The organism is Robertmurraya sp. GLU-23 (genome assembly GCF_052983275.1).
The window spans coordinates 222,291-247,402 of sequence record NZ_JBRKCV010000005.1; the positions used below are offsets into that span (position 1 = coordinate 222,291).

The 25,112-nt window shown below is 37.1% G+C and carries 28 protein-coding genes; 12 read left to right on the forward strand and 16 right to left on the reverse strand.

What is annotated here, in order from left to right; genetic code table 11:
* The first annotated feature begins 70 nt into the window (after positions 1-70).
* Positions 71-1,126 (forward strand): lactonase family protein, encoded by a 1,056-nt coding sequence (locus ACVBAX_RS11445; RefSeq protein ID WP_447117131.1) that lies wholly within the window; start codon positions 71-73, stop codon positions 1,124-1,126.
* 301 nt (positions 1,127-1,427) lie between these two features.
* Here the strand turns inward: ACVBAX_RS11445 and ACVBAX_RS11450 are convergent, their stop codons facing one another.
* On the reverse strand, positions 1,428-2,777 hold the full coding sequence (locus ACVBAX_RS11450) for an IS1182 family transposase (protein WP_447117132.1): 1,350 nt from the start codon (positions 2,775-2,777) through the stop codon (positions 1,428-1,430).
* 259 nt (positions 2,778-3,036) lie between these two features.
* The gene (locus tag ACVBAX_RS11455) at positions 3,037-3,693 is read right to left on the reverse strand and encodes a phosphatase PAP2 family protein (RefSeq protein WP_447117133.1); all 657 of its coding nucleotides are present in this window, start codon (positions 3,691-3,693) and stop codon (positions 3,037-3,039) included.
* Between the two features lie 109 nt (positions 3,694-3,802).
* Here ACVBAX_RS11455 and ACVBAX_RS11460 point away from each other — a divergent pair, with 109 nt between their 5' ends.
* A complete protein-coding gene (locus ACVBAX_RS11460; protein WP_447117134.1) occupies positions 3,803-4,972 on the forward strand; it encodes a M20 family metallopeptidase in 1,170 nt (389 codons plus the stop codon).
* A 194-nt stretch (positions 4,973-5,166) separates the two neighbouring features.
* On the opposite strand, the gene ACVBAX_RS11465 is transcribed toward ACVBAX_RS11460, so the two are convergent.
* The 4 genes from ACVBAX_RS11465 to ACVBAX_RS11480 form a co-directional block, all read right to left on the reverse strand.
* On the reverse strand, positions 5,167-5,892 hold the full coding sequence (locus ACVBAX_RS11465; protein WP_447117135.1) for an EcsC family protein: 726 nt from the start codon (positions 5,890-5,892) through the stop codon (positions 5,167-5,169).
* Positions 5,893-5,974: 82 nt separating this feature from the next.
* Positions 5,975-6,097 carry a DUF4023 family protein gene (locus ACVBAX_RS11470; protein WP_447117136.1) on the reverse strand — a complete coding sequence of 41 codons (123 nt, stop codon included), beginning with the start codon at positions 6,095-6,097 and terminating at the stop codon, positions 5,975-5,977.
* A gap of 50 nt (positions 6,098-6,147) precedes the next feature.
* A complete protein-coding gene (locus ACVBAX_RS11475; protein ID WP_447117137.1) occupies positions 6,148-7,356 on the reverse strand; it encodes an ABC transporter permease in 1,209 nt (402 codons plus the stop codon).
* On the reverse strand, positions 7,349-8,089 hold the full coding sequence (locus tag ACVBAX_RS11480; protein WP_447117138.1) for an ABC transporter ATP-binding protein: 741 nt from the start codon (positions 8,087-8,089) through the stop codon (positions 7,349-7,351). Before ACVBAX_RS11480 ends, ACVBAX_RS11475 begins: the two co-directional genes overlap by 8 nt.
* A 512-nt stretch (positions 8,090-8,601) precedes the next feature.
* Here ACVBAX_RS11480 and ACVBAX_RS11485 point away from each other — a divergent pair.
* From ACVBAX_RS11485 to ACVBAX_RS11505, 5 genes are all read left to right on the forward strand, one after another.
* Positions 8,602-9,021 carry an HIT family protein gene (locus ACVBAX_RS11485; protein ID WP_447117139.1) on the forward strand — a complete coding sequence of 140 codons (420 nt, stop codon included), beginning with the start codon at positions 8,602-8,604 and terminating at the stop codon, positions 9,019-9,021.
* A gap of 156 nt (positions 9,022-9,177) precedes the next feature.
* Positions 9,178-10,254: a 3-phosphoserine/phosphohydroxythreonine transaminase gene (serC, locus tag ACVBAX_RS11490; RefSeq protein ID WP_447117140.1), complete on the forward strand. Its 1,077-nt coding sequence runs from the start codon at positions 9,178-9,180 to the stop codon at positions 10,252-10,254.
* 129 nt (positions 10,255-10,383) lie between these two features.
* A complete protein-coding gene (locus ACVBAX_RS11495; protein WP_119707128.1) occupies positions 10,384-10,911 on the forward strand; it encodes a tryptophan transporter in 528 nt (175 codons plus the stop codon).
* Between the two features lie 342 nt (positions 10,912-11,253).
* The gene (locus tag ACVBAX_RS11500; RefSeq protein ID WP_447117141.1) at positions 11,254-11,610 is read left to right on the forward strand and encodes a YtxH domain-containing protein; all 357 of its coding nucleotides are present in this window, start codon (positions 11,254-11,256) and stop codon (positions 11,608-11,610) included.
* 242 nt (positions 11,611-11,852) lie between these two features.
* Entirely contained in the window at positions 11,853-12,425 is a 573-nt protein-coding gene (locus ACVBAX_RS11505) for an HTH-type transcriptional regulator Hpr (RefSeq protein ID WP_430776544.1), read from the forward strand.
* Here ACVBAX_RS11505 and ACVBAX_RS11510 read toward each other — a convergent pair whose 3' ends face one another.
* The gene (locus tag ACVBAX_RS11510; RefSeq protein WP_447117143.1) at positions 12,426-12,761 is read right to left on the reverse strand and encodes a DUF1878 family protein; all 336 of its coding nucleotides are present in this window, start codon (positions 12,759-12,761) and stop codon (positions 12,426-12,428) included.
* A 190-nt stretch (positions 12,762-12,951) separates the two neighbouring features.
* Between ACVBAX_RS11510 and ACVBAX_RS11515 the strand changes: the two genes are divergently transcribed.
* Positions 12,952-13,509 (forward strand): DUF3267 domain-containing protein, encoded by a 558-nt coding sequence (locus ACVBAX_RS11515; protein ID WP_447117144.1) that lies wholly within the window; start codon positions 12,952-12,954, stop codon positions 13,507-13,509.
* 101 nt (positions 13,510-13,610) lie between these two features.
* Entirely contained in the window at positions 13,611-13,790 is a 180-nt protein-coding gene (locus tag ACVBAX_RS11520; RefSeq protein WP_119707123.1) for a hypothetical protein, read from the forward strand.
* A 58-nt stretch (positions 13,791-13,848) separates the two neighbouring features.
* On the opposite strand, the gene ACVBAX_RS11525 is transcribed toward ACVBAX_RS11520, so the two are convergent.
* Positions 13,849-13,932: a YjcZ family sporulation protein gene (locus tag ACVBAX_RS11525; RefSeq protein WP_119707122.1), complete on the reverse strand. Its 84-nt coding sequence runs from the start codon at positions 13,930-13,932 to the stop codon at positions 13,849-13,851.
* Positions 13,933-14,020: 88 nt separating this feature from the next.
* On the reverse strand, positions 14,021-14,098 hold the full coding sequence (locus ACVBAX_RS11530) for a YjcZ family sporulation protein (protein ID WP_119710501.1): 78 nt from the start codon (positions 14,096-14,098) through the stop codon (positions 14,021-14,023).
* Between the two features lie 250 nt (positions 14,099-14,348).
* Here ACVBAX_RS11530 and ACVBAX_RS11535 point away from each other — a divergent pair, with 250 nt between their 5' ends.
* Positions 14,349-15,218: a peptidylprolyl isomerase gene (locus ACVBAX_RS11535; protein WP_447117145.1), complete on the forward strand. Its 870-nt coding sequence runs from the start codon at positions 14,349-14,351 to the stop codon at positions 15,216-15,218.
* Between the two features lie 47 nt (positions 15,219-15,265).
* On the opposite strand, the gene ACVBAX_RS11540 is transcribed toward ACVBAX_RS11535, so the two are convergent.
* The 6 genes from ACVBAX_RS11540 to ACVBAX_RS11565 form a co-directional block, all read right to left on the reverse strand.
* Positions 15,266-15,436 carry a sporulation YhaL family protein gene (locus ACVBAX_RS11540; protein WP_430776540.1) on the reverse strand — a complete coding sequence of 57 codons (171 nt, stop codon included), beginning with the start codon at positions 15,434-15,436 and terminating at the stop codon, positions 15,266-15,268.
* A gap of 99 nt (positions 15,437-15,535) precedes the next feature.
* On the reverse strand, positions 15,536-16,480 hold the full coding sequence (gene yhaM, locus ACVBAX_RS11545) for a 3'-5' exoribonuclease YhaM (protein ID WP_430776539.1): 945 nt from the start codon (positions 16,478-16,480) through the stop codon (positions 15,536-15,538).
* Positions 16,481-16,590: 110 nt separating this feature from the next.
* Positions 16,591-19,575, reverse strand: coding sequence for an AAA family ATPase (locus ACVBAX_RS11550; RefSeq protein WP_447117147.1), 2,985 nt, complete (start codon positions 19,573-19,575; stop codon positions 16,591-16,593).
* Positions 19,576-19,587: 12 nt separating this feature from the next.
* Positions 19,588-20,808 carry a metallophosphoesterase family protein gene (locus ACVBAX_RS11555; RefSeq protein ID WP_447117148.1) on the reverse strand — a complete coding sequence of 407 codons (1,221 nt, stop codon included), beginning with the start codon at positions 20,806-20,808 and terminating at the stop codon, positions 19,588-19,590.
* Between the two features lie 276 nt (positions 20,809-21,084).
* The gene (locus ACVBAX_RS11560) at positions 21,085-22,338 is read right to left on the reverse strand and encodes an ABC transporter permease (RefSeq protein ID WP_447117149.1); all 1,254 of its coding nucleotides are present in this window, start codon (positions 22,336-22,338) and stop codon (positions 21,085-21,087) included.
* Positions 22,331-23,230, reverse strand: coding sequence for an ABC transporter ATP-binding protein (locus tag ACVBAX_RS11565; RefSeq protein WP_447117150.1), 900 nt, complete (start codon positions 23,228-23,230; stop codon positions 22,331-22,333). The genes ACVBAX_RS11560 and ACVBAX_RS11565 overlap by 8 nt, the downstream gene beginning before the upstream one ends.
* 136 nt (positions 23,231-23,366) lie before the next feature.
* On the opposite strand from ACVBAX_RS11565, the gene ACVBAX_RS11570 reads away from it, so the two are divergent.
* On the forward strand, positions 23,367-23,552 hold the full coding sequence (locus tag ACVBAX_RS11570) for a YhzD family protein (protein ID WP_447117151.1): 186 nt from the start codon (positions 23,367-23,369) through the stop codon (positions 23,550-23,552).
* Between the two features lie 34 nt (positions 23,553-23,586).
* Here ACVBAX_RS11570 and ACVBAX_RS11575 read toward each other — a convergent pair whose 3' ends face one another.
* Positions 23,587-24,375 (reverse strand): enoyl-CoA hydratase, encoded by a 789-nt coding sequence (locus ACVBAX_RS11575; protein ID WP_447117152.1) that lies wholly within the window; start codon positions 24,373-24,375, stop codon positions 23,587-23,589.
* A 121-nt stretch (positions 24,376-24,496) separates the two neighbouring features.
* Here ACVBAX_RS11575 and ACVBAX_RS11580 point away from each other — a divergent pair, with 121 nt between their 5' ends.
* Complete coding sequence (locus ACVBAX_RS11580) at positions 24,497-25,051, forward strand: GNAT family N-acetyltransferase (protein ID WP_447117153.1); 555 nt, start codon at positions 24,497-24,499, stop codon at positions 25,049-25,051.
* Positions 25,052-25,112: the final 61 nt, after the last annotated feature.

Sequence of the window (25,112 nt, forward strand, 5' to 3'; positions counted from 1 at the left end):
CTTCCTTCTTGATTTTCAATGACTGTAAGAATAGGATAACATTGTATATTAATTTATTGGAGGGAATGCCTTGAGTAGCGCTGATAAAGTAATTGGATATGTAGGAACGTACACAAAAGGTGATAGCGAAGGGATTTATCGCTTTGTTTTAGACACAAAAGCAGGAAAAATAGAAGAGGTTGAACTTGCTGGTAAAGTAGAAAACCCTACCTATGTTTCTATTACCGGAGATAACAAATTTCTTTATTCGGTTTCAAAAAACGGTGATCTTGGTGGAGTAACTTCTTTTTCAATTGAAGAAGGTACAGGAAAGCTTCAAAAAATTAATGATCAAGGGTCGGCTGGTTCTCCTCCTTGTCACTTAGAAATTAACCCGGATAATACGGCACTGTTTACCGCGAATTACCATAAAGGAACAGTTGAAGTGCATACGGTAAACCCAGAAACGGGTGAAATTCAACCTGCTTCTTCAAGTGTTGCCCACACTGGAAGCGGTCCAGATCCTAGACAGGAAAAGGCCCATACACACTACTCTGGCCTAACTCCTGATGGAAAATACGTGGTGGCAGTTGAACTTGGAATTGATAAGATCTTTACATATGAACTGAAAGAAGATCAATTATCTCTAGTTTATGAACTTTCTGTGAAACCTGGAAGTGGTCCAAGACATATTGTGTTTCATCCAACAAAACCACTCGCTTATGTGATGACAGAATTTAGTGGAGAAGTACTTGTCCTTCAATACGATTCATCTAACGGTAGCTTAAAACAAATACAAGCCATCTCTACACTTCCTTCAAGTTTTACCGAAAACAATCAAGGAAGCGCGATTCACATCAGCTCTGATGGGCGATTTGTGTACGCTGGAAATCGAGGACATAATAGTATTGCGAGCTTTGTTGCAGACGAAAATGGCTCCCTTTCATTTTTAGAACATACACCAACAGAAGGTGATTGGCCACGTGACTTTGCACTAGACCCTACAGAATCGTATATTGTTGCATCTAATCAAGAGTCAGGCAACCTTGTCCTTTTTGCTAGAGACAAAGAAACTGGTAAACTAAGTCTGCTTCAATCTGACATTACCGTTCCTTATGCTGTTTGTGTGAAGTTTTTATCTATTTAACGAACGAAAGACTACCTGTAGGTAGTCTTTCGTTTCAGATTGTCGACAAAAGGTAGTGAGAAGTTCTTCTCGCTATCTTTTGTCATTTATTTGATTGGGAATTGTGGGAAAAAGGCTGATTTCCGCTCCGGGTGCTTGCTTTCCGGGGGGGCGGGCGGTGAGCCTCCTCGTCGCTGACGCTCCTGTGGGGTCTCACCTGTCCCGCTGATCCCCCAGGAGTCAAGCACCCTCCGCTCCAATCAGCAGGTTTACTCTTAAAACTTTGACTCAAAACCTATGAAATAAAATTTTAGAGTCATCGTCAAGCACCTTGCCAAGTCCAAGTAGCCAGTTTCTTCAAATTCATGGCAGCAAAAGTAAGCATCGCCTGCATGGACAATTTTTTAATCCCTCGTAGGGTTGTCCAACGCATACCATGCTTTTCCTTCGCATCAGCAAAGACACGTTCAATCGTCTCTTTACGTCTTGCATATATTTGTTTCATTGTATAAGTGTGACGTAGATGTTCTGCCTCTTCTATGTAAGCCTCCCAAATATGACGCTGAATGAGCTTTTGATGGTTCTTACTTTCTGTACACTGAGATAAAAACGGACATTCTACACATATAGCCGGATTCGATTTATATTGTTGATACCCTTCCTTCGTGGTAGTCGTGTACTTTAGTTGTTGCCCTTGCGGGCATAGATAGCAATCATAATACTCGTCGTACACATAATCATGCTTTTTGAAAAAACCATCTTTTGTTTTTGGGCGTGTGTAAGGAAGGACAGGTAACATTTGATTTTCAAATAAAAAGTTAGTAATGGCCGGTGTTTTGTAAGCCGCATCCGCTGCGACAGCCAGTGGCTTCTTTACTTTTTCGATAATTTTTTCAATTAGTGGCTGTAACAAATGACTGTCATGAACATTTCCTGGAGTTACAATTGTACCTAACACAAATCCTTTTTCCTCTGTGGCTGTATGGAACGAATACGCAAACTGCTTGGTCCGTTCATCCTTTACATAGTAGCCACTTTCTGGGTCAGTCGTACTTTCCTTAATTTCTTTCCATTCTTCTTTCTCAAACTTATCAGGAGGGAAGGGTTTTTTACCATGTTCCTCTCGATCTAGATTGAGTTCCAATTGGAGCTTCTCTTCATAAGCTCGAGTTTCTTTACGTACAACTTTCTTATCATATTTGCGTTTATTGGCACTCGCTTTTACATGTGTAGAGTCTACAAATACATGGTCAGCAGACAATAGACCTTTATCCATAATCTCCTTCAAAATATGGTAGAAGATGTCTTCGAACACACTGGATTTATGATAACGACGCTTATAATTTTTACCGAAGGTAGAGAAGTGAGGTACTTCTGTATAGAAGCCGAATCCTAAAAACCACCGATAAGCTACATTAGTTTCAATCTCTTTTATGGTTTGGCGCATGGAACGAATCCCAAATATGTATTGTATAAACACCATTTTAAATAAAACGACTGGATCAATACTTGGACGTCCTACTTCCAAATAAAGGTCTTTCACCAACGGATAGATGAATGAGAAATCAATAGCTGACTCTAGCTTGCGAACTAAATGATCTTGTGGAACTAATTGATCAATCGCTAGCATTTCTAATTGTTCTCGTTCATTAAACTGATTTTTAGTCATCATGGTTGGTCACCTCTAGATAAAAATGGTTGATTAAGTGTAATAAATTGATTGGAACGGAGGGTGGCGACTCCTGCGGGAAAAGCGGGACAGTCGAGACCCTGGACTGAGCGTAGCGAGGGAAGCGGCTCGGCCCCGCCCGCGGAAAGCGCCACCCGGAGTGGAAATCTAACCACACTGAATCCTATCTATATTTTAAAATAAAAAAGACCATAGGCAAACTCGAAATCCCTCGAGTTTGTCTACAGTCTGGAACGAAAGACTACCTGTAGGTAGTCTTTCGTTTTTTCCCTATCATTTCATAAATAATAATCCATACATATGTCCAAAGATATCCTAACGCAAATCCCCCAAATACATCTGAAGGATAATGAGCTAGAAGAACATTTCTACTTATCCCTACTAAAAGCACCAATACACCAATAATTGTTCCAAACATGATTTGAGTAGACTTCTTATTCAAATGATTAACAAGAAAATACACGATCAGCAGATATAGAATAATCCCTACCATGGCATGACCACTTGGGAAGCTTAGACTTAACAAATCCTCAGCTGGTGCAGTGGATGGCCTTTCTCTTCCAACAAAATCCTTTATATACTTATTAACCATATTTCCTGATGCAATGGCTAAAACGAATACAGCCATAGCTGTATAATCTTTTTTCTTCCACCATAACCAGCTGATAAATAGTATTGCAACGATACCAATCCCTTGCTTTGAGGCAAATTCAGATATTATTTCGAAAAAAGTATGTGAAGATGTTCCAAACAAATTACTAATGACCTGTTGACTCCACGTATCAAAAGAAGATCCTCCCTCACCACTAGCAACAGCAAAGAAATAAATAGATAATACCAATGATAATACTGAAATTGCATGAGCCCTTTTAGAATAAATAAAATTCATACCTGTCATCAAATCCCCTTTTTTACAATTCATTCAACATTCTAGCAAACTTTCACCATTTTTCCAGCAAAAAAAATGTTATAATTATCTGAAATTAGTAAAAGGAGTGGGGATTAATTTGCTTACGACACTGTTTACGAAGCTAGAAGATTATTATCCTGAAATGGTTGAAATTCGAAGATACTTACATCAACATCCAGAGCTTTCTTTTCAGGAAGTGAACACGGCTAACTTTATCGCATCTTATTACGAAAAACTCGGCGTGGAAGTTCAAAGAGGTGTCGGTGGCAATGGAGTAGTAGCAAAGATACAAGGAAACTATCCTGGAAAAACAATCGCCTTACGTGCAGACTTTGATGCACTTCCTATTCAGGATGAAAAGGATGTCCCTTACAAATCAACTGTTCCAGGTGTTATGCATGCTTGTGGGCACGATGGTCATACAGCCTCCCTACTTGTCCTAGCTAAAGTACTCCATGAATTAAAAGACGATCTTCACGGTACATATATTATGATTCATCAACATGCAGAAGAGTACGCTCCAGGAGGCGCGGCTTCCATGATTGAAGCGGGTTGTCTTGAAGGTGTAGACGTTATATTTGGTACGCATTTATGGGCAAGCGAGCCTACAGGAAAAATCCAATACCGAACAGGTCCTATTATGGCAGCAGCAGATCGATTTGTGATTACCGTCCAAGGCAAAGGGGGACACGGAGCACAGCCACATAAAACAAAGGATTCCATTGTTGTTGGCGCTCAACTTGTATCCAATTTACAACAGATCGTAAGTAGACGTGTTAGTCCAGTAGAGTCGGCGGTCGTTACCGTTGGATCCTTTGTCGCAGACAATGCATTTAACGTAATTGCGGATAAAGCAAGATTAATCGGAACCGTCCGCACATTTAACGAAGACCTTCGTGACTTTATCGCTGACGAAATCGAACGCATTGTAAAAGGGACTTGCATTGCCTCCGACTGCTCCTATTCGTATGAGTATATAAAAGGTTATCCGGCAGTTGTTAACCATAATGAAGAAACGGAGTATCTAGTTCAACTAGCAAAGGATATGGAAGACATCAAAGTGGTAGAAGAGGCAGAGCTCCAAATGGGTGGAGAAGATTTCGCTTATTATCTCCAGCATGTGAAAGGCACCTTCTTCTTTACGGGGGCTAAGCCTGTTGGTGTGGAGATTGCTTACCCACATCATCATCCGAAATTTGACATTGATGAACAAGCACTACTCGTAGCTGCTAAAACGCTTGGGTCAGCTGCCATTAACTATAAATAAAGCTTGGAGATAACCTCCAAGCTTTTTCCTTTTAAAGTAGCCTGTGTTTAAGACAACGAAAAGCATTTTGAACCTAATTCTGTCTAAATAAACCCCTGTTTCGGACTGACTCACCTTTTTCCTGGCCTTTCCTGTCCAAATCCCCCTCACTTTTGATCAAGCCTTATTGTCTCAAGCAAAAAAAAAATGCCCTACTACTCAGGCAGTGGGGCCATTTTAAGTAAACGCAGTCGATAACAGTTCATCGCCACTTCCCCTAAAGAGTCTAGAAGATTATAGTTCGCATATGCTCCTACGACGGCTCCAATCCCTGGGACTAGCTGAAGCATCTTAATAAAATCAATATGGTCCCGGTACTCTTGTTGGAAGGATTGCCAATCCATATCTTCATAATTTTGCTTTCTCTCCTCCCAATTTTCAATCACCTCTAATGTTTCCAGCCTTTTTTCATCACTTGAGAAGGCGAGTGAGAACACATGTAAAATAAATATTCGTTCCTCAAGCTTTTCGGGATTAAAACCGTATATAGTAGCTGTTTCACTTAAGTACTTCATTTTAATGGACAGTAGTAGCGGAAAATCAGCTAAGCCTAAAAATATACCTCCCGCCCCTGTTCCCGCTCCCTCTAGTGTTGCTGTTTTACGGTAAAAGGAAAGTTTTTCAGCAGCTATTTTATCTTTTTCCATTAAAGATGAACCTATCCTATTCTCTTTCTTTGTAGTGACATACGATCCTACTAGTAGAGCTTTAACCATTTGTTTAATACTATCAGTAATGATTTGATGCGCCTTTGCAGGGATTAATTCATTTATTTTTCCTTGTGCTTTTTTAGAAACTCGCTGAAGGAATGGTGATTTTTTTAATAATTTCCGTTTCCATAAAACAATTTCATGATATGCCTTTAATTCGTATTCGTTCATTAAAATTTCCCCTCCATTCTTTTATACGTTTAAAACAAGATTTTTGTTTCAAAAAAAGAAGAAGGCAATCGCCTTCTTCAACCTAATGCTGCTTATTCGGAAGCCTTTTCTCTGGGTGACCATTTCCCCCACGCTTCTTATTTTTCAGGTCCTTCTTTTTATCTTCTGCCAGTTTTTCAACAAATTGACTTGTGTTTTCCATCATGACTCCCCTTTCTACTCTGGGTAGTCATAGTGTAACCAGCTTTTTAAAATTTACGTCAGCTTTTTATGACTGTACTGATAAACAAACAAATAACTAAATGCAATTCCAGCAATCAATGCAATCCCACTGACAAGCCATTCTCCCTTTAATACAATGGGAACGGAGAGTAATAAGGATTGAATGCTTAATACGTAAAATAGCAGCTTCTGAAAAGATCCTTTTTTCGTTATTTCTCTTACTGGATATAATTGTATCCATAGCTTATTTTGATGGTGATTCCACAATGGAAGCAATTGAAAACCTGTTAAGTAAATAAACAAGACAACAAAAAGAATTTGTCCATATCCAAAAGTGACAAAATAAAGGACAAGTCCTCCAATAACGGTTAAGCGTGTCCATAATCCAAGATAGTCTCCACCTCGGATAAAAGTTTGTACAAATAAATGTAAAAATGTAGCATCTTGTTGATACGGCAAACTAGAGGGAATCCAATCCAGCCATCTGCGTCTCTTTACCTCATCCTTTAATTTAGGAACATCTGTAAAAAGATTAGCTAAGCGATAAAATGACATCATTCTTCTTTCTTCTAGCTGAATAAGACGCTCCCATTTTAAGCCTTTTTTCTTTGTTTGATTATAGTATGTAAAGAAAAGAAGAAGTAATAAAAAAGCGACAACTCCAATGAACCAAATAGCTGCTTGATTAAACAAAAGGTATAAAAATACTCCATTCACCACAAACCGAATAAGCGTATCCAGCCTTTGAGTAGACTCCTCCACATAATATTGCACTGTCCATCTAATATACAGATTTAACAGTTTTAGCCCAGCTAAAACGACAAGGAATGGGAGGAAATGATGAAACCCACTTCCTGTTACTTGAGCGTAAATCGGCATTAAGACACCGAGGAAAAGTACTAACATATACAAGCCAATAAAAAAGCTCAAAAGAATGCTGCGATTAAAATATGATTGTAGTCTTTCTTCAAGGGCAAGAAGAAACACTTTATCAGGATCAACCACAAAAGTAAAAATCGGGCTAATTGTAACCACTAGGGATAAAATGATTGCCATTAACAGGGCAACGGGAAAATCGCCTGATAATGTCTTTACCCATTCTTGATAGTAAAAAGCAGCAGTTCCTAATAAAAAAACAAGAACAATGACGATATGACCGTTAAAGATATATCGGGAATAACGACCAATTTCTTTACTTGCTGTTCCGAGTCGCTCCCTCCACAGCTTCTGTGCATCAAACATAGTCTTCTTCCTTTGTGAGTTGAATATAAAGATCATCAAGTGTAGCATCCGGCATAGAAAATTGCTCTCTTAATTCTGCTAACGTGCCCTTCGCCCGTACCTTTCCTTCATGCAGTATAACAAACCGATTACAATACCTTTCCGCCGTTGCAAGTATGTGGGTAGACATTAATATCCCTGCTCCGCTTTCCTTCATCTTCTTCATAAGATCTAACAAAGATTGAATGCCAAGTGGATCAAGTCCTACAAAGGGTTCATCCACAATGTAAAGAGAGGGCTGAACTAAAAAAGCACACATGATCATTACCTTTTGTTTCATCCCTTTTGAGAAATGAGCAGGAAACCACTTTAGCCTCTTACTCATTCGAAATTCCTTTAACAAAGTTTCTTTTCTCTCCTGAAAGGTCTTTTCATCTAATCCGTATGCCATAGCTGTTAACCGTAAATGCTCATCTAATGTTAACTCATCATAAAGAATGGGTGTTTCAGGTACAAACGTAAATTCTCGTCTATATTCCTCTTTGCTTGTATGTATGGCTTTTCCATTAATCGTAATATCACCCGATTGTGGCTCCATCAAGCCAATAATATGTTTAATGGTTGTGCTTTTGCCTGCCCCGTTCAGTCCAATAAGACCTACAATTTCATTCGCTTTCACATCAAAAGAAATATCTTTTAGGACAGGGTTTCTAGTATATCCACCGGTTATATTTGAAAGCTGCAAAAGTGTCATTTATCTTCCTCCATTAGTTGTTAGCATCATTTTAACAAAATGTCATTGTAAAAAATAGAAATAGGCATTTATAAAAAAATTTCATTTCTTTTTGTATAGAACCTCTTAATGCGGGCATGATAATATTCGAAGGGGAACAACAAGTAGATGTTCAATCATCGAAATGAGGTGTCAGTGGGCGATAATAATCAATCACGATACGTTAAACGTTCCTATATGCTTTGATCTAACCACATTTTTATAAATGAGGTGTTCGCAAAAGACCAATCTGCTATGCTTTATAAGTTGTAAAACATATAAAGATAAGGGGATGGTTCGCTTGAACAAAGGATCGAAATCTCTATAGACAAATCATTTTTAAATGAGGTGTTTATCAAAGAGAATTTATTGCTATAGAACGATTAAAAAGCTTTCCCCTTCAAGAACGGGCGGGATTCCTTGCGAATCCTGCCCTCTTATTTGTTTAAATAATATGGTAAAATATACATACATATGATTAGGAGGGACAAATATTGAGCGATTGTATTTTTTGCAAAATTGTGAATGGAGATATTCCGGCTGCGAAAGTATTTGAAAATGACCACGTGGTAGCCTTTTTAGATATTAGCCAAGTAACAAAGGGACATACATTAATCATTCCAAAGGTACATAAGGAAAACCTATACGAATTAACTCCCGAAATTTCAAGCGAATTATTCAAAGTGGCTCCGAAGATTGCCAATGCCATTAAAGATGCCTATCACCCGGTTGGTCTAAATCTTGTGAATAATAATGGTGAAAAGGCTGGACAATCAGTGTTCCACTTCCATATGCATCTAATTCCTCGATACGGTGAAGGAGATGGATTTGGAGCAGTTTGGAAGTCAAATCAAAGCAACTACACCCCAGAGGATCTTCGTAAAATCGCGGATTCTATCAGCAGTGAATTGTAAGACTGTTCTTTTAGGACAGTCTTTTTCTATTCCTTTTTAAAATTTTCATAATGTTCAAATTCTCATCTTTACATAGTACGATTTTCTGTTAGGATAAATATATCTTTTTTCTTTGCTGCTTTAAACCGTAAATATCTAAATGGAGGTATGTATTGTATGAATCGCGCACTTAATTTTAATGCAGGACCAGCTGCTCTTCCAGCGGAGGTTCTAATTGAAGCTCAAAAGCATTTGCTTAATTTTAACGGTACCGGTATGTCGGTAATGGAGTTAAGCCATAGAAGTAAGCCCTATGAGGAGGTTCACGATGGTGCCATCTCAAAGCTTAGAAAGCTGATGAACATTCCTGATGATTATGAAGTCCTTTTCTTACAAGGTGGTGCTAGTACTCAGTTTTCTATGGTTCCAATGAATCTACTGCAGGAAGGTCAAACAGCTTCCTACATCCTCTCTGGGGCTTGGTCTGAAAAAGCGTTAAAAGAAGCTAAAAAAGTTGGACAAACAAGCATTCTTGCTTCAAGTAAAGATAGCAATTACAAAATGATACCAGAGTTTACTCTTTCAGATCTTTCAGCTGAAACTGCCTATCTTCATATTACTAGTAATAACACAATTTTTGGTACGCAATGGCAAAGCTTCCCAGACTCACCTGTTCCTTTAATTGCAGACATGTCGAGTGATATTTTAAGCAAAAATTTTCAAGTTGAAAAGTTTGATTTGATTTATGCGGGAGCACAGAAAAATTTAGGACCTTCTGGAGTTACTGTTGTAATTATGAAGAAAAGCTTGTTAGAACGCTCTACAGATGCGTTACCAACCATGCTTAATTACAAAACTTACGCAGAGAACAATTCCTTATATAACACGCCGCCTACCATCGCTATTTATTTATTGAAACTTGTCCTTGATTGGGTTGAAAATCAAGGCGGTGTAACAGCAATTGAAAAAATAAACGATCAAAAAGCTAAGCTTCTATACGATGCCATTGATGAGAGTGAAGGTTTTTATAGCGGTCATGCCACCCTTAATAGCCGTTCAAAGATGAATGTGACTTTCACTTTACAAAGTGAAGAGGCAACAAAAGCTTTTCTTCAACAGGCAAAAGAAGAAGGTTTTGTTGGATTAAATGGTCACCGTTCAGTCGGTGGATGCCGTGCATCCATTTATAATGCTGTTCCTCTTGAAAATGTTGAAAAGCTTGCTGAGTTCATGAAGAAATTTTCGCAAAAATAATTACCATAATAGTCAACTTTTTTAATAATTAGTAGTGTGATATAATAAGAGCAGGTTTTTCGCTATAGGCAATGAGTGCACTATAGGAGGAACGAAAAAGAGAGTAGAACAGACGAGGAGAGATGAGAAATGAATACGAAAAATCTTGTTGCACTATCATTACTAGTAGGTATGGGTGCGGTATTACATGCAGTTGTTCCACCAATTCTTTTTGGAATGAAGCCTGACATGATGTTAACGATGATGTTTTTAGGAATTATGCTTTTCCCTGAAAAGAAAAATGTGCTACTTGTATCTTTAGTTACAGGCATTATTTCTGGCTTAACTACAAGCTTTCCTGGAGGACTATTCCCGAATATTATCGATAAGCCAATTACTGCTTTTGTTTTCTTTGGTCTATTTCTAGCTCTTAAGAAATTTAGAAACAATATGGTCAGTGTTGGCGTATTAACTGCTGTTGGTACAGTTGTGTCTGGACTTGTATTCTTAGGTTCAGCTAGTGTAATTGCTGGGTTACCAGGTCCATTTGCAGCATTATTTGCTGGTGTGGTCTTACCTGCTACTGTGGTTAACACAATTGCTATGATTGTGCTTTACCCAATTGCCTATGTGATTGTTAAACGAACAAAACTTAACCAGCAAGTTATTTCTGGTTAATAGAAAAGAACCCTTCAAGGGTTCTTTTCTATTTTATGCTAGATAGAAGAATGGCAGCTAACAAAAGGACGATCCCAGTCCCCAAAAATGTGCTTGCTCTCTTTTTTAACACCTTTTTTGGAGGATAAAAACCCGGTTTCATAAGCGATAAAATAAAGAAAACTGCGGCTCCAAAACAAATTATGCTTATTAGGACTAAAAAGCTGACCACCTATACCACCTTCTTGTTCATGAAATATTTATATATATGCTTGTATATAAGAATCTATGTGACACAACATGTTTACCCAGGTTGAATCATGTTAATATAAGGTCTATAAACGTATATTTAGGGGTGAGTGTATGAATGCAAAAAAAGTCCTTCTTGGAATGGTAGTGGGAGGAATTGCTAGTGGTGTTGCTACATTACTAACAACTCCTCGCTCTGGCGAAGCACTTCGAAAAAATTTAATACGTTCTGAAGAGGATTGGAGACAAAATCTGGATAATCTAAGCACTTCTATACGAGATGTGAGCAAGGAGATTACTTCAGTTACTAAAGAAGGAAAAGTTGTCCTTTCAAGCTTGATTAAAGATATAAAAATTAGTGTACAAGCGTGGAAGGAGTCTACAGCCGACAACCAAAATGCAATAAAAATGGAGCTTGATTCGATTCAAGAAGCGTTACGAAAACTTGAAAATGATTTACAAAAAAAATAGTTACTATAGAAATGAAAGCTTTTGTTTGTCCTTTTTTTCAAAAGAAAAGAAGGATTTTTTTAAAAAAAAGGAAATATATTTTACATTAATTACCATAAATCTTATAAATCTATCGAATAATTCATAATTGGAAATAAAATTTTATCTAATTTCTAAAAATTTTGTAAATTACATCTTTATTAATTTTTGTTTTATTGGCATAATGAAAATAATAGACAAAAAAAAGTGGGTGACTAATAGGGATGACGGGAAAAGATTATACAATGAAAGAAGCAATGCTATTTAGTCAGAGAATTGCACAATTAAGCAAAGCTCTCTGGAAAGCCATTGAAAAGGATTGGCAGCAGTGGATTAAGCCACATGATCTTAACATTAATGAACATCATATTTTATGGATTGCTTACCATCTAAATGGTGCATCCATCTCTGATGTCGCGAAATTTGGGGTCATGCATGTTTCAACTGCTTTTAACTTTTCAAAGAAGCTAGAGGAACGAGGACTTTTACAATTCTCTAAAAAGGAAAATGATAAGCGAAACACGTATGTGCAAATTACGGAAAAAGGAGAAAGCATACTTCTAGACTTAATGGAACACTATGAGCCATCAGGAAATGCAGCTTTCTCAGGTGCTTTGCCATTAAAGGAACTGTACGGCAAGTTTCCAGATATTATTGAAGTAATGGCCATTGTCCGAAATATTTACGGGGACGACTTTATGGAGATTTTCGAAACATCATTTAGAAACATTGAACAGGATTTTGAAGAAAAAGAAGGAAAGCTTACAAAGAAAAAATCATCGTCTGAGTATGTATAATCATAAGTACCTTTTAAGCTCACCCATTAGTGGTAGAAACAGTCTTTGAAGGATACATGCATGAATTACTTCTTCTACTTGGAAGTGTGGGTGTAATTCTTCTTTAAACTTTTTAAAAAGCGGATGAAAATAGACAAAGCCTTCCGCTTTCTGTTCTTCCAATTCTATGCTCAACCGTTCACAATTCGTACAAAATACCTGTACATCACTTTCCGATAAACCTTTTTCAATTACTAACATATCAAATTTGGCTATATTGCTACCAATCATCTTTAAAAGCAAGGATTGATGGTACTCTAAGCGCTTTATTCTTTCTAATAATTCCTCGTCAAACATCCTTCTACCTCTTTTCTATTCTTCATAAATTCTATTGTATAAAATGTAAAATGATATGACAAAAAATTTATCGAAAAATGTTTGCTGTTTTCCTATTGATTTTTTCATCTGTTCATCGTAAAGTATCTAAAGTAAGTGGAACATATGAAGCTTACAAAATACTTATATCTCCATTTGGAGGCTGATTCTCTTGAATTGCTGGAAAACAATAAACTTTACGAGACAATATGGATCACAGCGACTTTTTATACTGTCTGCCTTAACTATGTTATTTACTTTTATTCTACTTTATATTCCGGCAACATACTTATTTGTTGCAACAACCTTTTATGACAACCATTTTATTTATTTTATTTTAGCATTAATTTTACTGTATCCGGCTCATAAACTTCTACATTTTTTACCAATTGCTCATTTGAATGAGAAGGTAAGAAAAACGGTAGATTTAAAATTTGGTTTTATTCCAACAATTAAAATTCAAATTACTGAACCTATTAAAAAATATCAGTTTTTAATCGCTCTACTATCGCCATTTGTCATTATTAATTCAGTATTGTTGGCAGCTTGTTTCCTATTTCCGCATTACGCACACTATTTTACGATTTTAATAGCTTACCATATTGGCATGTCTGTTTCTGATCTTATTTGCGGGAAAGATGTAATTACCGCTCCTAAGAACGCATTTATTGAAGAAAACGAAGATGGTTATGAAATTTTAATTATCAATAAGGAAGGGACATCTTACTGATGTCCTCTTTCTCTAATAGTGCTAAAACAATTTTTCTTTTAACTTAAAAATTGATTATGATACAATACAAGAAAACACCTTCCCATAGGAGGGATTTATCGATGATTTTTCTTTTTATAGTACTTGCGGTTTTTATTTTATTTCAAATTAACAAACTTACAAACTCTCTCTGCTTACAGAAAGAGATTCCTGAAGAACGACAGCCACAAATATTTAGGACAATTAATATATTAATAACGATTCTTCTGATATCTTCCTATGTAGAAATCCTATTTACATAGAACAATAAGGAGCGGTGGACATTCATCCACCGCTCTTTTTCTTTAATCATTTATTCGCTTATAGCCAAGCAGCACCAACGATGATTAAAAGGATGAACAATACTACAATTAGCGCGAAGCCTCCACCATATGAGTGACCCATTCTAACACCTCCTCTCAAGGAAAGTTAATATATCCTATTCAAGTACAGCTACATCCGTTAAAAGGATTCGTGTTATTTCACATGGAGCTTAACAATAAGCTGCCCCCACAATAATTAATAAGATGAATAATACAACAAGTAGCGCAAAGCCATTGTGTCCCATCATTAAAACCTCCCTTTCTCTCTAATTTTAATGGTGGCATTCCGATAAACATGAAGGATTGCCTGATTTTTTGGTTGAACTATTGTTAGTTCCCTTTATATTATGTAACCCATCCCATAATGGGATGGGCTATTTACTTATTTTTGAAGATTTACCATTGTGGAACAGATTTTTTTTTTGCTCTTCCCATCAGGTATGGTATAGTAATGTTTGTGACCGAATGATACGAAATAATTTTGTAGGAGTGTTCAAGATGAAAAAATGGATGTTATCCCTATCAGTCATTGCTGGCATCGTTACGTTAACTGCATGTAACAATGCCAATGATTCTGCAGCGGTTGTTGAAACATCTGCAGGGGATATTACGAAGGACGAGCTTTACGAGGCAATGAAGGAAAAATACGGGGAAGCTACTTTACGTGAGCTTGTTTATGAAAAAGTTCTTTCTGACAACTATGAAGTAAGCGATAAAGAGTTAGATGAAAAAATCGCTGAATTAAAGGAACAACTAGGGGACAATTTTGAAGTTGCTTTAGCTCAATATGGATACGATAGCGAAGAAGACCTTCGTGAAACGTTTAGAATTGGTATGCTACAAGAGAAAGCTGCTGTAAAGGATATTGAGGCAACAGAGGAAGAAATGAAGGAATACTACGAAAACTATAAGCCACAAATCAAAGCTCGTCACATCTTAGTTGAAGATGAGGCTAAAGCAAAAGAAGTAAAAGCTAAGCTTGATGCTGGAGAAAAATTTGAAGATGTAGCAAAAGAATTCTCAACAGATACAGCTTCTGCAGCAAACGGTGGAGACCTTGGCTGGTTCGGAGCTGGACAAATGGTTGCTGAGTTTGAAGAGGCTGCCTATACACTTGAAGTCAACAAAATTAGTGATCCTGTAAAAACAGAACATGGCTACCATATTATCCAGGTTACTGAGAAGAAAGAAAAGCAATCATATGAAGATATGAAAGCTGAAATTGAACATCAAGTAAAAGTGTCCAAGCTAGACGAAGCATCGATTACTGAAGCAATGGAACGTGAACTTAAGGATGCAAAAGTAGAAATTCAAGATAAAGATTTAGAAAAAGCATTAGACAGTGAAGAAACAACAACGCAAGGCTAATATTAGCCTTATAAGCAAAAGGGTTCCAGAGTTATCTGGAACCCTTTTTATTGAGCTGATCGGCCCTCTCTGGCTCTCTCAACCCTCTTCATATATATTTCTCCTTCTCGTTCAATACTTTGCATTTCTTCCTCTCTCTCTTTCCTCCCTGTACGAAGTGCCATCATTGCACTTATAAAAATACCAGCAACTACAAAGTAAATCCAAATCGGTATCATAGAACGTCCTCCTTTAACTCATATGGTTGTCCAAGTCTTTATAAACCATATGAGTTAAAAAACAAAAAAATGCCCATTGGGAGCATTTTTTGTAAGGTATTATTTATGAAATGTTGGCTTATAAAATGACCTTTGCTCTAGAGGGAAAATTCTCTCAGTAAACTCACCAGGTTTCACTCTCTCTAATGCTCGGTCTAGCATATTCATTTTTGCATCTAAATTATCAATATAATGAAGAATTTCAGCTTCTTTAATTAATGGTGGTTTTGGACTCCCCCACTCAGCCTTCCCATGATGACTCAATACAAGATGCTGAAGAATAACAACTTCTTCACCAGTAATATGAAGCTCATCTGCTGCTTTACCAATTTCGTTCACCATAATAGATATATGACCTAAAAGATTTCCTTCGACGGTATATGAGGTCGAAATAGGTCCAGATAGTTCCGTTACTTTACCCAGGTCATGGAGAATGATTCCAGCATATAATAAATCTTTATCCAAACTAGGATAAAGCTCAGCTATTGCCTTAGCTAAGTCAAGCATACTAACCACATGATAAGCTAAGCCAGACACAAACTCATGGTGGTTTTTTGTTGCAGCAGGATACTCTAAAAACTCATTTAAATGTTTCTTTAATAAATGCCTTGTAATTCTCTGGATATTAGGGTTTTTCATTTCAAAAATATATTGTGTAATTTTACTAGACATTTCATCCTTACTTACTGGTGCTGTTTCCAGGAAGTCAGCTAACTTCACAGAATCTGTGGGAGCTGCAGGCCGGATTTGTCTAAGCTTTAATTGATTTCGTCCACGGTAGTTCTGTATTTCCCCAACGATTCTCACGATTTTTTGTGCTGCATATGTTTTCTCATCTTCATCAGATGCATCCCAAAGTTTCGCTTCTATTTCACCACTTTGATCTTGGAAAATAATCGTTAAAAAGGGCTTTCCATTGCTAGCGATCCCTTTTACAGAATTTTTTATTAGTAGAAACTGTTCAATAGCTTCTCCTACTTCATAATCAAGGATACCTTTTGACATCAAATACGCCCCTTTCTATGATTCTAGTATAGCATATTTAATCATTTTAGAAGTCAATATTCATAGACGGTGATGATGGTAATTCTTTGGCTGTAAAAGAAATCCCGTCCTCACTTCAATTGAGGAACGGGATTTTCTTCGAGACGGATGATATGGCTATCTTGTAAATCCTTCAGTAAATGACGGTGACAAGTGAAGAATAAAACTTGGTTATTCGTTATTTCCTTTAATAATTGAAGAACACGAATCGTACGAACATGATCAAAGTTTACAAAGCTATCATCAATCATAATAGGGAAGGGTCTTTTTTTATAAATGGTTGTCACAAGAGCAAGTCTTATCGCAACATACACCTGCTCCATGGTCGCTTGACTTAGTTCATTAGCTTCGAATACAGAATAATCTTTGCGATGAATATGAAACCCACTTTCAGTCTCTTTTGGAACGATGCGCTGATAGTTGCCATTCGTTAAAAATGATAAGTATTCCTCGGCTTTTCCTAAAACGGCCGGAAGCTTTTCTTCATTAAACACCTTCATGGTTTTGTTCAAAAGCTCTTTAGCTAGAGCAATGCGTGCCCAGTCCTTTGCTTCTTCCTCGAACTCTGCTTTCAATTGCGTATACTTATGAAGGAGTTCTGAATATCTTCCTCCTTCTTCTAGAATAGAAATTTGGTATTTTGTTTCAGAAAGAGTTTTTAGAGCTTCCTCACGTCTTTTATGATTCTGCTCAATGTCCGTACTCTTATCTATTATGGCTTGTTCGATATCAGTAATCTTGATTAATTTTCCGATTACTTCCTTTGTTAATGATGAAAAAGCGATTCGCTTTTGTAGTTCTTCTACTTTATTTTTCCCCTCAGTTAGTTTGTCCTTTTCAAGCCCTGCTCTACGGTACTCTTCTTCATTGTTTACATCAGCTAAAACAAATAATTCTTTCATTTCAGTAACATACTGATGCAGCTCACTTTGGACCCTCTCCAGCTCCTCTATACTTTCTTCGAGTTTCTCGTTTTTTCGACTGAATATTATATACCTTTGCTGTTCTTCTTTTAATCGATCCCTTAGTTCCATTGCTAGTTGTGGCACGGGTGGATGTTTCACAATAAATAAGCTCCCGAGCTCTTCAATACGATTTGAAATCCTTTGAATGGTGTCCATCTTTTTATCCAATTGTAATTGAAGAGCATTTTGCTCGTGGATCATACTCTTGAGACGTTCTAAGAGGTCAAACGCGTCTACCAAATAGGACTTTGTAATTTCTTCTGATAAACATAGCTTTTGGGCTATAGATTTCCGTTCTGATTCCATTTCAGCAGATTCAGTTTCCCATTTTTCAAACTCTGAAATAATTCGTTCATAATGTTTATTTTGTTGCTCCCATTTAACGTTAAGAATTTTGAACTCTTCCGCTTTTTGTTTCTCCTTTTCCAACCAACCGCTATTCTCGAGAAATTTCTCATGATTTAATGCTTGTATCTGTACATCTAGTTCTTTTTCCTTTTTTATTAATTCTTCTAATTGCGTTCGAACATTTTTCTTTGTTTTCTTCGTTTTCGTGAAAAGTGAAGAAAACAACACAATAAGAAAAAGACCAATACTAATAAGAATGAATAAGGATTCTGATTTCAGAACACCAAACACACCAAGGAATATACATACGAATGTAAATGTCAGTAATTGAAAGAAACGATTCTTCGATTCCTTGTTTGCCTCTTCTTCATATCCCATTAACATATTGATTGTTTGTTTCACTTGTAATAGCTCACTTTTCAAGCTAGATGGACTTGAGTGCTTTACCTTTTCCTCAAGCTCACGAAATTCCTTTTCCGAAAGTACCTCACTCTTACAAGATGCTATTCTTTTCTCAAGTAACTCTAAGTTCAATTTTTCTTGCTCAAATAACGCATCAAGTTCTTCTTTCTTTTCATTGAGCTTCCATTGTTTTTTATATGCTACGTTCACACGTTCCTTCATAAACATACTCGTATCAATATTCAAGAGTGTATCATCGTTTAGAGGAATATGTAATTTGTCCAACATCTCTCTTTTCTGTCTCTGTAGATTTTCTAGCTGAATGCGCAAACTTTTTTCTTCCTCACTGAGCGTTTCTAGTAAAGGAAGTCTGCCCAACGCTTCTTGAATGTCTACTTCCTTTCCTAAAACTTCAAGATTTGGTTGATAATTACTTATCTCCTCATTAAGCTCTAGAATTTTCCTGTCTAACCTTGCTTTTTGAGCTTCCAACGGCTTCATCCATTGAATGATTTGATCTAGTCTTTTTATTCCATCTACAGGAAACTTAGTAGGCGGTTTTTCCTTTATTTTCTCTTTTACATATTCAAGCTCTTGTACAACTGGTTCAAGCTTTTTCCATTCTTGTAGCTGGTGTAGCTCTTGCAGTAAGTCTTCTTCTATTTGAGCAAGTTGGGAGATTTCCTCCGCTAGCTCATCGCGTTGCCGTACCAACTGCCAATAGCCTTCATTTTTATTTTCTGAACTCTTTAACTGCCCATAAACTTCCTTTAGCTCTTTTAATTTTTCATTAATCACAGGTTTTTTTCCACTTGGTTTAAACTTTTCATCCAACTCTTTCTGAAGGGTCGAGTTTATCGAAACCAAACGGTCTGTACCGACAGCACCCGTAGAAAATAAAAACCTGCCCAAATCCTCTTTTTTCAGTTGATGTATATTTTGAAGCCCCTGCAGATTAAATGAAAAGATAGATTGGTAAAGAGGTTTATCCATACGGGTTAACAGCTCTTTAAGGAGATCCTCTCCTCCCCTTGTACCGTCCTCTAAAGTAACAGTAACATCACCTGTGGCTTTACCTTTCGTTCGTTCAATAACGATCCGTCCTTTTTCACTTGTTTCAAGAAGGAGCTTCCCACCATACCTGATACCTGATTTCGGCTCATACCTCTGCTCTACCTGGACTTTTGTCGGAAAACCAAACAACATACTATGAATAAAAGACATGATTGTTGATTTGCCCGCTTCGTTTTCTCCATAAAAAACAGAAAAGGAATCTAGATTCGAAATCGTAACATTTTCTAATTTACCATAACCATAAATTTGTATTTCTTTAATTATCATGCCATTCACCTCCTATTCCTTTAACAATTGTTCCACTAGAAAACTCTCCGCATATCGTATCATTTCTTTTTTATCCTCATCGGTTAGTGGGTTCAAAAATTTCCTTGCCTGTGGATGCTGATATAGTAAGTCTAGCCCTCTTTCAAGTTCCCCTATTTCATCTGAAAGGCGAAATAACTCCCCATAAAAATCAGTTTCGTTTGCCAATGTCTCCCGATCCCAGATGCACTGTTCTTCAGCAGTTACAGCATATGGCCAAACAAAGGAAGCTTCTTCTCTTTCATCTTCTTGAAGAGCTTCCAATAGATCATTTAAAATGTCTCTTTCACTTGGATTATTTTCCTTTAAAAGCTTGGTTAGATGGAGTTTAAGCAGAATTCCTATCTTATTTTCCCTTTCAGCATCAATCACGCTTTTACAAGTTAAGTAAAGTTGTTTAAACCCATTTACTTCACTTACATTGATTTCCTTTTCTATCCATATACAATCTGAGGTAGGAAAGAATTCAACACTTTTCTTCCCTTCCTCTAACACAATCAGATAAACTCCTTTTATCCCTGTTTCCTTTCTATTTCTCCCTTGCGTATTGCCCGGATAAATGACCGGAGGATCTTGTGAGAGGATCGTGCGCTTATGAATATGTCCAAGAGCCCAATAATCAAAATCCTTGTCTAATAATTCCTTTAATGAAAAGGGCGCATAATTTCCATGGTCATGGTTTCCTTCGATGTTTCCGTGTAGTATCCCAATATGAAAATCCGCCTCGCCCACTTTTCGATAATCTACTATTTTTCTTTCAAAAACATGCCGGTTAGGGTAACTAAAACCGTATAAGTGAATATGGCTTCCTGTGGCCGTTTTATATACCTTTCTTTCTACATCAGCGGAAAATATATGTACGTTCTCAGGCATATCAAGATGAGCCCAACTCCCATCAAGGTGATCATGGTTTCCATGAATAGCAAAGACAGGTATTCCATGCGTTTGAAGCCGCTTCATTTCATTACGCAGTCTTGTTTGGGCTTTAATACTTCTATCCTCACTATCAAATAGGTCGCCAGCTAAAATAACAAAATCGACCTTTTCCTCAATCGCCTTATTCACGATTTTTTCAAGCGCGACAAACGTACTTTCCTTTAGGCGTGAGAAAATGGATGCTGGTAAAGACTTCAGACCCACCATCGGACTATCTAAATGCAAATCAGCAGCATGAATAAATTTTACTCGCTTCATAATCGTTCCTCATTTATTTTTCTATTTTTCTATATTTTAGCATCTTAAAAATACGAATGCACGTTCTAGCGAAAAGTGGAGGCGCCCATTTAGCAACGTATGGACTGGAGAGCTTCGACTGAGATAAAGGAAACACGAAGAACGTAAGAGCTTCGATGTTGACTTATCGTAGGGAGAAGCTCGAAGTACACTAGTTGCTGGGTGCTGGAGCTGGACAATTTTCAAAGTTCAATACCTTTACTAAATAAAAAAACAAGCTTCAAAATCGAAGCTTGCTTATTCATTCTTTGTAAGTTGGAGGGCTTTTTTAATGTCTTTGAAAGAAGTTGATCGTCCATACATGAGTACGCCACCTCTATATACTCTTGCGCCGAAGATTGCTAGAAGAATAATAGTGACGATTAGAATCGCAATCGCTAGTATTGGCTCCCAAACAGGTAACGATAACATACCGACCCTCATAAACATTAGCATGGGAGCAAAGAACGGTATATATGAAGAGATCGTGATGAAAGGTGTTTCTGGTTGACCTAATCCAAACATAGCGATCATAAAACCAGCAACAATTAACATCGTCATTGGTGTAATCATCTGCTGAATGTCTTCTATTCTACTAACAAGTGACCCAAGAAAGGCAGCTAGAGTGGAATAAAGGAAGTATCCTAAAATAAAGAAAACAACAGCATATATAAGGGTAGCTAACGGTAAATCTCCAAAACCAAGATAGCTAAAAAATCCCCCTTGCATCGTATCGAGATTCTGCTTCATGGAAACATAACCTACAACAAGTAAAGCAGCCATTTGTGTAATACTTACCAAACCAATACCAAGAATCTTTGCAAACATCTGCTTAATTGGGGAGACACTTGAAATAAGTATTTCCATTACACGAGAAGATTTTTCCGTCGCAACTTCCATTGCAATCATGTTTGCGTATAGAATCACAGAGAAATAGATGACAAATAAAAGTACATAAACAAGTCCTCTAGCTTGGTTTAGTTCTTCCTCCGTTTTTGCGTTTTCTTCTAGGGCCAGTTGCTCAAAGTCAACTGGTTCATACAGTTTTGCTAGCTCCTCTGTGGAGAGTTCCATCTGTGTGGCAGCTAACTGTGTTTTCAATTGCTGAAGGCTATTTTTTATCTCATTTGCAATGCTTGTATCCGCAATGGTCATGGCATGATAGGTTGCCTCAGGTAAGTTCACGTTGTTTAAACCTACAAGAAGTAGTCCATCAAATTCACCTTCTCGAATCGCTTCCTTTGCCGCTTCCTCATCCCCAGTAAATTGGGTTAGTGTAATATCTTCATTGACTGCTTCGACTTGCTGCTTTAATGGAGAAAAGAGTGCTCCACTCTCATCAATTACTGCAATTTCCTCTCCAGATTCTCCTTTATTAAAATACTCCATCACGTTTGAGAGATTCGTAAGTCCCACAATTAGCAATAAGGTAACAGCTGTTGTAATGATAAATGATTTTGATTTCACTTTACTCATGTAAGTATGAGCCAGGATAATCCAAAACTTATTCATACGAGGCACCTACCTTCTCGATAAAAATATCATTTAAGCTTGGCTCCTCAAGGGCAAATTTTCGGATAAACCCATAAGGTACAATTTCCTTAAGTAGCTTCTCCGCCACTTCTTCACCCGTTATTTGAAGATGAATTCCTTCAGCAGTCTTTTTGTACTTTAACACTCCAGGAAATCCTTTTAAATAGTCAAGTGAAAAATCAGCATGAATCACAACATTTTTCTTACCAAAACTTTTCTTTATATCCCTAAGAGATCCATGTACAACAGGACTTCCTTTATGCATGATACATAAATGTTCACACATTTCTTCTACATGCTCCATGCGATGACTTGAAAAAACAATCGTTGATCCGTTTTTCTTTAAGTCCAGTACGGCCTCTTTTAACAACTCGACATTTACAGGGTCAAGTCCACTAAAAGGTTCATCCAGAATTAGCAGTTCTGGCTTGTGTAGAACCGCTGCGATAAACTGAATTTTTTGCTGATTTCCCTTAGAAAGCTCTTCAACCTTTTTGTTTGCATATTCAGGAACTTTAAATCGGTCGAGCCATTTGTCTAATTCCGTTTGTGCTTCACCCTTCTCCATTCCTCTTAACCTTGCTAAGTATACAATTTGTTCTTTTACCTTTAATTTAGGGTACAGTCCACGTTCTTCTGGTAAGTAGCCAATATATCTGCTCGTTGAATAATTAATGGGTTTACCATTCCATGTGATTTGACCTTCACTACTATCCATTAAGCCTAGAATCATCCGAAAAGTTGTTGTTTTCCCTGCTCCATTTGCCCCAAGAAAACCAAACATCTCTCGCTCCGGTATAGTTAATGAAAGATCATTCACTGCCGTAAACGTTCCAAAACGCTTCGTTATATTTTCAATTTTTAAAACCATGTCCTTCCCTCCTCTTCCATAAGGTAGTACGTTTTAGAATAGAAAAAGTTACATATTTTTGTAATTTCTATTTTGCAAGAACCTCCTCACCTATGTGAAAATAAAACTAGGAAGTTATTACGAAGGGGAAAAACGGATGAAGATCTACAAATTAACTTGCTTTGAAGCTACTGGAGAAAAAATCATAGATGAAACAATTGATGCGAAGAATGATATGGAAGCAAAGAATAAGGCTGAAGTGCTCTTAAAAGACAAAGAGCTAAACAAAAAAACATATCGTCTTGTATCTCCTGATGGAAATCTAATCCTTTTTAAAGCCTAAGAAACTCAGCCAATAACTATTGGCTGAGTTTCCTTTACTTCCCTTTAAACTGAGGTTTTCGCTTTTCTATAAAGGCACGAATTCCCTCTTTGTGGTCCTCCGTTTGTCTCATTTTATGTTGTGCATATTTTTCAAGCTCAAGTATTTTTAATAATTGTGGACGGTTCTTTTCAACCAATATTTTCTTTGTTTTAATCATCGCTTGAAGTGGTTTCTTTAAACACTCCTCCAGCTTCTGATTCAATGCATCTAAATAATTAGGAGCTACCTCATGAATGAGGCCTTTTTGAAATGCCTCATTTGCAGTCATTACTTTCCCTTCCCAAATAAGTTGTTTTGCTTGATCCTCACCCAACTTTTTCTCAAGGAAGAAGTGAGCTCCACCATCAGGTACGAGACCAATTCCAATGAAATTCATAGCAAGCTTGCTTTTTTGATCAGCTAGAATATAGTCTGTCGCTAAAGCGAGACTTAGACCTAGACCAGCGGCAGATCCTGATATAGCACTAATAGTAAGCTGTGGTAACGAATAAAGAGTCATAACCAATTCGTTAATGCTGTCCATCACACTGTAGAAATCGCTTTCATTCGTCTCCTGTAGCATCATTTTTATATCGCCACCAGAAGAAAAAGCGCGTTCGTTTCCAGTTAATACCACAACATCAATTTCATCTTTAATACTTATTTCCTTTAATTTTGTCGTCAATCCCTTGATTAGCTCCAAATTTAATGAATTTAGGCTCTCTGGTCGATTCAATTGTATCGTTGCCACTCGGCCATTCACCTTTACTAACACTATATTAGACTCAGTATTCGTTTTCATCCTTCTCCCCTCCCAATGAATTCTCTTCTATTATTATATCGGTATTCCATTGGATAAAAAACTAATTATTTTAAATTATTCCAAAAATCGGTATAGTTAAGAAGGGAAAGGAGTGTTCTTCTTGAAAACAATCTACTCATATAATCAATTTTTCATTACAACTGACAAAGAACTTTTAAATCTTGATGTTATTGAACAATTTATCTGTCACGAATCCTATTGGGGAAAGGGAATGACCCGGGATTTAATAGTAACGTCCATAGAGAACTCTAGTTTATGTTTTGGACTGTTTGATGGGAATCCAGAAGAAAATTCTTCAGCCAAGCAAATTGGCTTTGCTCGAGTAATAACTGATTTTGTTAGATTTGCTTATTTAGCAGATGTGTTTGTGATAAAAGAGTACCGTGGCCAGGGCTTAAGCAAATGGTTAATCGAAACGATTGTTAGTGAGCCAAGGCTAAAGGGGGCTGCCTTTCATTTAACCACCAAGGATGCTCACAGCCTGTATGAAAAATTCGGATTTCGACCAATCGATCAACCAGAAAACCGAATGCTGCGACCATTAAATTTGGAACAAATACACGAAGCATATAAAAAAGCCACGGATAACTATGGAGAGACCCAGATAAATGAGACAAGGAAAAAACACCCCCTGGATCGTATTTATACAATATGATTCTTAGGAGGGTGTTTTTCTATGGGAACAAGAGTTCATTATCCAGAAGAGATAAAATGGA